Raw genomic sequence first — 277 nt, 5'->3', positions numbered from 1 at the left:
AGCATGTCTTGAGTGACAGGGCCGTTAAATAGGGTGTTGCCATTGCCATCAGTGACAATCAAGGTGTCGCCGACTTGGGTGCCAGTCGCTAGCGTCACGGTCGCGGTCACAGTGCCGTCGCTGCCGATCTCATCGCTGTTGAAGATACCATCGCTGCCCATGCCGCTGAACTCAACGGTCGGTGCAGGAGCCATGGTGGCATCAACAGGTTGTGTATCAGTGGCGGTTGCAGAGGGGTTACCGGCGATATCAATCACTTGCGCGGTGACATCAACAT

Annotated in this window: 1 protein-coding gene; it reads right to left on the bottom strand. The window is 56.3% G+C overall.

What is annotated here, in order from left to right; all coding sequences use genetic code 11:
* A partial coding sequence (locus AAEZ02_RS22360; RefSeq protein WP_351125219.1) for a hypothetical protein occupies positions 1–277 on the bottom strand: 277 nt, incomplete at both ends.

The sequence above is a fragment of the Shewanella sp. T24-MNA-CIBAN-0130 genome (assembly GCF_040310185.1).
Taxonomy (GTDB): Bacteria; Pseudomonadota; Gammaproteobacteria; order Enterobacterales; family Shewanellaceae; genus Shewanella; species Shewanella psychromarinicola.
Note: the sequence above shows the minus strand (reverse complement) of the source record. Positions and strands in the feature narration are given on the sequence as shown.